General features: G+C 55.9%; 9 protein-coding genes and 1 pseudogene. All 10 read left to right on the top strand.

The genetic code is table 11. From position 1 onward, the window contains the following. On the top strand, nucleotides 1-698 hold a 698-nt coding region (locus AC3DE2_RS20105; RefSeq protein ID WP_488427551.1), incomplete at its 5' end, for a hypothetical protein. Nucleotides 699-724: 26 nt separating this feature from the next. After that, on the top strand, nucleotides 725-1,237 hold the full coding sequence (locus AC3DE2_RS20100; protein ID WP_488427550.1) for a hypothetical protein: 513 nt from the start codon (nucleotides 725-727) through the stop codon (nucleotides 1,235-1,237). 301 nt (nucleotides 1,238-1,538) lie between these two features. Beyond that, a complete protein-coding gene (locus AC3DE2_RS20095) occupies nucleotides 1,539-2,873 on the top strand; it encodes an RHS repeat-associated core domain-containing protein (protein WP_488427549.1) in 1,335 nt (444 codons plus the stop codon). Between the two features lie 20 nt (nucleotides 2,874-2,893). After that, nucleotides 2,894-3,223 carry an energy transducer TonB gene (locus AC3DE2_RS20090; RefSeq protein ID WP_488427548.1) on the top strand — a complete coding sequence of 110 codons (330 nt, stop codon included), beginning with the start codon at nucleotides 2,894-2,896 and terminating at the stop codon, nucleotides 3,221-3,223. A 36-nt stretch (nucleotides 3,224-3,259) separates the two neighbouring features. Then, nucleotides 3,260-4,303, top strand: a complete 1,044-nt coding sequence (locus AC3DE2_RS20085; RefSeq protein ID WP_488427547.1) for an MPN domain-containing protein — start codon at nucleotides 3,260-3,262, stop codon at nucleotides 4,301-4,303. Nucleotides 4,304-4,773: 470 nt separating this feature from the next. Next, nucleotides 4,774-6,063 (top strand): annotated as a pseudogene (locus AC3DE2_RS20080) (RHS repeat-associated core domain-containing protein); the annotation flags it as partial. Nucleotides 6,064-6,076: 13 nt separating this feature from the next. After that, nucleotides 6,077-6,526: a hypothetical protein gene (locus tag AC3DE2_RS20075; RefSeq protein ID WP_488427546.1), complete on the top strand. Its 450-nt coding sequence runs from the start codon at nucleotides 6,077-6,079 to the stop codon at nucleotides 6,524-6,526. Between the two features lie 10 nt (nucleotides 6,527-6,536). Continuing rightward, nucleotides 6,537-7,694, top strand: coding sequence for an RHS repeat-associated core domain-containing protein (locus tag AC3DE2_RS20070; protein ID WP_488427545.1), 1,158 nt, complete (start codon nucleotides 6,537-6,539; stop codon nucleotides 7,692-7,694). Beyond that, nucleotides 7,691-8,170, top strand: coding sequence for a hypothetical protein (locus AC3DE2_RS20065; RefSeq protein WP_488426834.1), 480 nt, complete (start codon nucleotides 7,691-7,693; stop codon nucleotides 8,168-8,170). Before AC3DE2_RS20070 ends, AC3DE2_RS20065 begins: the two co-directional genes overlap by 4 nt. A 130-nt stretch (nucleotides 8,171-8,300) precedes the next feature. Further along, nucleotides 8,301-8,564: hypothetical protein (locus AC3DE2_RS20060; RefSeq protein ID WP_488427544.1), on the top strand; the 264-nt coding region annotated here is incomplete at its 3' end.

Below are 8,564 nucleotides of genomic sequence, written 5' to 3'. Positions count from 1 at the left end.
GTGGCAAGTTCGGGCACGGGTTCGTGTCCGCGGGCGTGACCGCGTCGGTGATGCCGCAGGTGGGCCATATTGGCAATGACGCCGGCCGCACGGTGGTCGGCGCGCTGGTGGGCGGTACGCTGTCCAAGGCCACGGGTGGGAAGTTTGCCAACGGGGCGGTCAGTGGGGCGATTCAGGGGGCGATGGCTAAAGTCAGTCACCAAACTCCACTGCGCAATGGAAAAGACCCTCTCACTGATACTGGCGACATTAAGGGAGCAGAACTCCTTGAGCAGGCAAAAGAGGACTTCATGAAACTGTACATATCGGGAGACCTGCCGGCAGAGTTCGGTTTCCTCAAAGAGATCGAAAACAGGGAGATCGCGGGCCTTCAAGGCATCAGGCCGTCATTCAATGAGTACCTTGATGGGACCTACTACGACATACGAGGTTATGTTGAACGGGTCGATGGGAAGCGAGTTGGTGTCCTGGCTTATGGGGAGATAGACCGACATGGCTATCCAACCCAGCCAATCAGGTTCTTCAAGGGTTCAATGACAAATGACCGTCTAGAAAATCTCCGGAACTATGGGCACGAAGTTCTTCACCGAAACCCGGGATTCAACACGCGATGGTTGAATGGTAAGACACAGTCAATACATGACCAGATTCATGATGACATGGACATCATCATCAACAAGATGAGGCTACCAAAATGAAGGCTAGGCTAGCTATTGTCGCGACAATGCTGCTGCTCGCTTCGATCAACTGCGGAGCGGTAATTCCTGTAAAGGAAGATCTGCGCGCTGAAATCAAGAACTCCAAGTCCGTTGCCATCTATCGAGTTGCAGCTACCAAGTGTTTGGAGTGGTTGACCGGAAATGGCTGCAAGCGCGCAGAGTTTAGGTTTCTACTTGTGAAAGGCGTCAAGGGAAAGCAAGAAAAGGAAACGGTAATAGTCAATTCAGGGAGTAGTGCAGGAACGCTCCCTCTAGGATCCTTGGTGCTTGGTTATGAAAATAGCTTTGGGAACAATAGGAATAATGCTCGCCAAACATTCATTCTTTTGCCGATCGTGGACGTCAATATCGATGGGGTTGATGAGCGGTTGGTGATACTGGGTGAGGATGAGCGAGCGCGAGATGCTAAGCGAGTGGGCCTATACGAAGAGGATCCCCAGACAAGAAAGAAGATCATCTTCAATGAAAATACGGGAAGATCCATCCGATGGGTAGCCCCTCTTGAGGACCTTCTATAGGCATCCCCAGCTACAACCTCGGAAATCTTGATGTCAGAAGTACGTTAGAGGTAAAGCGGTGGTTATTACGCCTGTTAGAAAATATCTGGTTTTTTCTCTGTTAGGGCCTCAAGAAAGAATGGGGGGTCTCATGCCGGTTTTGACGTCGATAAGAAAAAGATAGTGCATGTATCAGTAGAGGACTAAAGGCTGCACGAGAAATTCTGGATGCTGGTGGCGGCAGAATATGTGGCTTGCATTCGGGGCGTGATCCCGTAGACGATGGTCGGGGGCGCGGTACAGGCCACCCGGTACCTGTTCCATGACAGTTGGGCAGCGTGGTGCGCATCGCCGATGCCAATGGGGCGCCGGCCGAGGGACTGGATTTCACCGCCTTCGGCGAGCGCCGCAGCTACAGCGGAATGCCGCCGGCAGCCCCTCACTCACGACGACGCGCGGCTTCACGGGGCACGAGATGGTGGACGGCACGGGCATCATCCACATGAACGGTCGCATCTACGACGCGGGGCTGGGCCGGTTCCTGCAACCGGACCCGCTGGTGCAGTCGCCGGACAACGCGCAGAGCTGGAACGCGTACACCTACGTGTTCAATAACCCGCTGGCGTACACGGACCCGACGGGGCTGTTCTCGTTCCGGCAGCTGGTGGGCATCGCCATCGCGGTCATCGGCACGCTGGTGGCACCGCAGTTCGGCAGCGTGTGGGCCAAGATTGGTTATGCGATGGCCATTGGTTTTGCCAGCGGCTACGTGGCGACGGGCACCTTCAAGGGCGGCGTCATCGGTGCGTTCTCAGCGGGCATCACGATGGGCATCGCCAATGCGGGCGGCCTGGACGCCTGGCAGAAAGTCGGCTTGCAGGCCACGACGGGTGGCGTGGTGGAGAGCCTGAGCGGCGGCAAGTTCGGCCACGGGTTCGTGTCCGCGGGCGTGACGGCGTCGGTGATGCCGCAGGTGGGCCATATCCGCAACGATGCCGTGCGGACCACCGTGGGCGCCTTGGTGGGCGGTACGCTGTCCAAGGCCACGGGCGGGAAGTTTGCCAATGGAGCCGTGAGTGGGGCGATTCAGGGGGCGATGGCTAGGCAGGCCGCCGCTGAAGAAGAACCCTCGAAATACTTTGAGCACCAAACGCTTCCCGCAGACATCAATCAAGATGCCTATTTCAGCCCAATGCCTGAAGAAACATCGAGGGTTCTATCCAAAATCATTAGAAGTCCTATAGGTAGAGTTCTCGCTGACTACATGGATAGAACCGGTGAGAAGATAGTCCTTCAGGAGGTGGAGGTCATTGCTGACGCCTTCTATGTTGGAGGGGATGGCAATTACATTACCTATACTAGAAACGTTCATGCCTACGTGAATGAAATTGTATCGACTGGCAGGAAGCTCAACGGAGATCAGCTGGAGACGGCAACACTCGATACACTAATCATGCATGAAATTGGACACACGAATGTTGGTTCAGCGGCATTTGGAATGGCCCCGATTCCCGTATATGTGGGTAATCCGCACGCGCTGAGACTAAGGGCGATGGAGGAGTTTCGTGCCGTGAAATACTATGAGAATCCGTACCGTCAGAGCTTGGGCCTTCCGATTAGGTGTTCTTACTTCACTGAGGGGGACGTATGCAAATAAAGGTTCTTCTTGCGGGGGCAATGACTTTGCTTCTCACCGCATGTGCACATGCCCAAGGTGGGCAAAGAACAGCTGACTGCGGCGTTGATGTCGACCCGGCTAAATTAGCTTCTGTAGAAGCATTGATAGTTGTGCGCGCGCAAGTGCGTGAGCCAACGGATATGTTTCCCGGAGGTTCCGGGAAGGCTTGTGCCCTATTGATGTTTGATCTCGATGAGAATGGCAGGCCGGAGAACATTCGAGTTAAGCGTGTGTACCCAACCCGGGTCTACTCGGATAGCGCAAAGAGGGCTTTGTCCAAATATGAATTTGTTCATGGGAAGAAGAAAGATCTTTTGATTATTCTGTAGTCAAATAAATAGCAGAGCTGGAACGCGTACACCTACGTGTTCAACAACCCGCTGGCGTACACGGACCCGACGGGGCTGTTCTCGTTCCGGCAGCTGGTGGGCATCGCCATCGCGGTCATCGGCACGCTGGTGGCACCGCAGTTCGGCAGCGTGTGGGCCAAGATTGGCTATGCGATGGCCATTGGTTTTGCCAGTGGCTATGTGGCGACGGGCACCTTCAAGGGCGGCGTCATTGGCGCGTTCTCGGCGGGCATCACGATGGGCATCGCCAATGCGGGCGGCCTGGACCCTTGGCAGAAAGTGGGTTTGCAGGCCACGACGGGTGGGGTGGTGGAGAGCTTGGGCGGCGGCAGGTTCGGCCACGGGTTCGTGTCCGCGGGCGTGACGGCGTCGGTGATGCCGCAGGTGGGCCATATCCGCAACGATGCCGTGCGGACCACCGTGGGCGCCTTGGTGGGCGGTGCGCTGTCCAAGGCCACGGGTGGGAAGTTTGCCAACGGGGCGGTCAGTGGAGCGATTCAGGGGGCGATGATGCGGACCTCCAATGGAGCCCGTACACCAAATGACAGTAACGAGATGGGAGATGGATTCCTTGATGGAGTTAGTGAATGGACGCGAGGTATCTACAGGAAAATCGCATACCCAAGAGAGCTGAATGATCCAGTGTTGCTAGAGGGAATGAGAGATGCGTGGGCTGATTCGCAGCCTACGAATCCATTTTCACGACATGAAGAAGGAGGGTACTGGGGGTATGAGGCAGATGGAAGTATTGGGGTTCGTCGATGGGAACGCGGGGACCTTACAAGTATCAGGCGACCTGCAATGGATCCTGGCGGGAGGTACAAAGGATTGCGAGTAAGGGGGTCTTTTCATACTCATCCTACGCCTCGCGGTTACGATGCGCAGGGCAGATTGTGGTCTTCAAGACCAAGTTCGGCGGACTATTTTAATTTAGAAAACCGAGAGCTCGGAATAATGCCTGGACATAGTTACGTGATTGATAATATAAACGTCATATCATACGGGCGAGCAAATAGCTTTTATACTATTGGGAGGCACGAAGATGTCTTGGGTAAGTAGGACTATTCTGTTTATTTCTATATTGGGATTTTTTATTTTAACTGTGGCAGCGAATGATGGGCGGCGCGATATTTATGCTGAACAAGCAGAGATGTACTCGATTGCTCTGACGTCGGCATATGAATCAATGCGATCAGACATTGATGTTAGAGGTAAGACGGTAGTCATAACGCCGGTTAAGAAATATCTTGTTGTTTCATTTCTTGGGTCTCATGAAAGAATGGGTGGGAGATTTCATGCCGTCTTCGACGTTGACAAGAAAAGGATCGTTCACGTATCAGTTGAAGACTAAAGATTGCACGATCACTTCTGGATTGTAGTGGCGGAGAAATATGGGGCGCGTTCGGAGTGTGTCTCTATAGAAGTGCAGCCGAGGCGTGATGCGGGCGATGAAATAGCGGGGCAAGTCAGCAGTCTGGTGCTCATTGGCTCACTTGACGAGGGTCTAGAACTTCACCGCCTTCGGCGAGCGGCGCAGCTACGGGGACCCGAATGGCGCCGGCAGCGCCTCACCCACGACGCCGCGCGGCTTCACCGGTCACGAGATGGTGGACGGCACGGGCATCATCCACATGAACGGTCGCATCTACGACGCGGGGCTGGGCCGTTTCCTGCAACCGGACCCGCTGGTGCAGTCGCCGGACAACGCGCAGAGCTGGAACGCGTACACCTACGTGTTCAACAACCCGCTGGCGTACACGGACCCGACGGGGATGTTCACGTTCCGGCAACTGGTGGGCATCGCCATCGCGGTCATCGGCACGCTGGTGGCACCGCAGTTCGGCAGCGTGTGGGCCAAGATTGGTTATGCGATGGCCATCGGTTTTGCCAGTGGCTATGTGGCGACGGGCACCTTCAAGGGCGGTGTCATTGGCGCGTTCTCGGCGGGAATCACGATGGGCATCGCCAATGCGGGCGGCCTGGACGCCTGGCAGAAAGTCGGCTTGCAGGCCACGACGGGTGGTGTGGTGGAGAGCCTGGGCGGCGGCAGGTTCGGCCACGGGTTCGTGTCCGCGGGCGTGACGGCGTCGGTGATGCCGCAGGTGGGCCATATCCGCAACGATGCCGTGCGGACCACCGTGGACGCCTTGGTGGGCGGTACGCTGTCCAAGGCCACGGGCGGGAAGTTCGCCAATGGGGCGGTCAGTGGGGCAATTCAGGGGGCGATGGCCAGGGATTCTTCCAGACGGGCCTTCAACGATGGCAACGGATCCAAGACACCCAATCCGAAACTGGCAAAAGAAACCATGAGTGCAGTAGAGGAAGCAATGTTTCGCGATCAGGCGTTTCGGTCATATGACACAGAGCTGGACGCGCATAATGCCTTTGCGAGCGCTGTGAGAAGTGTAGCGCCCCTAGCAGAGGTGGGAGTCAAAATCGGCTTCAAAAGTGGTAAGTACTATCTCGGGGCTCCGTTCAGTATCGGTGCTCCTGGTAGTGTATCGGGCCTCTTCGAATATGGTCATTTGCCTGCCTCTACTCGTTTGGTAGCCCTGTCTCACTATCATCCAGATAGCCGAGGTTTCCTATCAGGAACGGGGGCAGCCTATGCCTACGGTGCTTTCGAAACTGACAATGCCGCGTATCAAGCATGGAATCGCTCAGGTGATGGCATGAGCGCCTACAACGAAGGAATTAATATTTATTCGTTCTCTCAAAATGACTACGACTACTTTAATTACGAGGCCTATCGTGCCATGCAAAAGAAGATTGGCGGCCAAGTTCCAATTTGCTTCTCCACCCGCTTGGGTTGCCCTTAATAGGAGATCAAGAGTGCGTGCCATGATCATGCTAGCGGCGTTTATTTGCTCATCTTGCACCATGCAAGAACCAAGCGACGTCAGGCAGGCTGCCCAAGATTCCAATCAAATCCTACGTTGCTACGAGCATGGTTCCGCGGCGGGCGAATTTTGCCGGGCGTCGATGCTGCAGGTAGTCACGTCACGTGGGCTGTTTGATGGGCGACAGGTCATCGTTCCAGGGTTCATGGGAGACTTGGATGGTGATATCTATTTGTTCCCGAACAGGGAGTTCTATCTCAGTCGAGATTTGTCATCATCGGTGAGATTGCTTGGCGAGCTGGGGTCGTTGAAAGGCAAAGAGCAGAGCAACATCATTGTGTTCGGTACGTTCTCACTGGATGCGCCTGACCCTTCCACTCTCATGAAGCCCGTGGGCGCCATCAATGTGCTAAGTGTCCGTGACGGCTACAACAAGCGCTGAACTGGGGGGCTTGGTCGCCCAGAGTCCGGCTTCGCTCACTAATGACCGCATCTACGACGCGGGGCTGGGCCGGTTCCTGCAACCGGACCCGCTGGTGCAGTCGCCGGACAACGCGCAGAGCTGGAACGCGTACACCTACGTGTTCAACAACCCGCTGGCGTACACGGACCCGACGGGGATGTTCACGTTCCGGCAACTGGTGGGCATTGCCATCGCGGTCATCGGCACGCTGGTCGCACCGCAGGCTGGCGGCTTCTGGGCCAAGCTGGGCTATGCGGTGGCCATTGGTTTCGCCAGTGGCTATGTGGCGACGGGCACCTTCAAGAGCGGTGTCATTGGCGCGTTCTCGGCGGGCATCACGATGGGCATCGCCAATGCGGGCAATCTGAGCGCCTGGCAGAAGGTGGGTCTGCAGGCCACGACGGGCGGGGTGGTGGAGAGCCTGAGCGGTGGCAAGTTCGGGCACGGGTTCGTGTCCGCGGGCGTGACCGCGTCGGTGATGCCGCAGGTGGGCCATATCCGCAACGATGCCGTGCGGACCACCGTGGGCGCCTTGGTGGGCGGAACGCTGTCCAAGGCCACGGGCGGGAAGTTTGCCAATGGGGCGGTCAGTGGGGCGATTCAGGGGGCGATGGCGCGGCCACCTCAGCCACACCAAACTGGTGCGCTGGGCGATCCCGATCCCGTGGATTGGGAGAAGGGGTACAACGCTTCGACGCGGGCCAATACTGCTCTGAGGGAGGCTGGCTTCTTTAGTCGAGGTTATACCGAGGTAGAGTTGATCGGAATGAAGGAAAAGTGGGGTGATATCGTTTATCCAATCAGTGAGGAGTTCAGGACGGAGATAGGTGCGAAGATATATTGGCAAAAAAAGACGGACCTGTATTTTTTTGGCCCGGCGCACAGTTCCGGTCAATTTCATGTCGTTGCATTGGATGCACGCTACATTGGACTAAAAAGGCTAGATTTTGTTGAGTGGATGCACACGCATCCGTATCATGAACGAGCGATTCCAGATTTTTCTCCCGATGATTATCGATACTCAATCCGTCACGCTGTGGATGCCAATGTGGTTGGGCCGAGCTATAGGTATTCTTGGAGTTACGACAGATACTTGGAGAGACGGGGATATGCTGATGACTGGAATGCTGGGAAATATAATCCATGAAGACTAATTTGATGGCGCTGCTCGCATTTGCATTGGTGGCAATCATTGGTTGCACTAAAGAGAGCGAAAAAATGGCCTGCCAAGAGACTGGGTTCACGTCAGATCTGGTTTGCTCGGTGTCGTTCTTTCAGCTGCTTGGAAGCGCTCAATACTTAGGTCATGTTGTAAGGGTGAAAGGGTACCTCCATACGGAAACAGAAGGGGGGCTACGAAGGCGGGTGTTGTTCTTCTCAAAGGAGCAGCGCGATATCTCCAACATGGAGGCGGCTATTGAGATAGGGGCGTTTCATGAGGGGGTAAAGCCATCCAGAGTCGCGGCGTATGAGAAATCTCTTCAGGCAGAAGAAGGCTCATACATTGAATTGATAGGAACTTTCGAAAGAAGTGTGGATGCCGGATGGCAGTGGCCAAGTTACAAGATCGCAGGGTTGGTAGGCGTTACTCCAGTTTTTGATAAAACAGCTAGCCAACGCTGATCTGTAACGTCTCAGATTCGTGTGAGCCAGACGCACGTCAGGAAATGCTAAGTAGCGCCTGCTGCACGGTCGCCGGTGCGCTGGTGGGCGGCACATTGTTGGAAGCCATAACAGCTCGTTCCGGCAACTGGTGGGCATTGCCATCGCGGTCATCGGCACGCTGGTCGCACCGCAGGCTGGTGGCTTCTGGGCCAAGCTGGGCTATGCGGTGGCCATTGGTTTCGCCAGTGGCTACGTGGCGACGGGCACCTTCAAGGGCGGTGTCATTGGCGCGTTCTCGGCGGGCATCACGATGGGCATCGCCAATGCGGGCAATCTGAGCGCCTGGCAAAAGGTGGGTCTGCAGGCCACGACGGGCGGGGTGGTGGAGAGCCTGAGCGGTGGCAAGTTCGGG

It is taken from the genome of Pseudoxanthomonas sp. 68-E7, from assembly GCF_057773145.1.
Note: the sequence above shows the minus strand (reverse complement) of the source record. Positions and strands in the feature narration are given on the sequence as shown.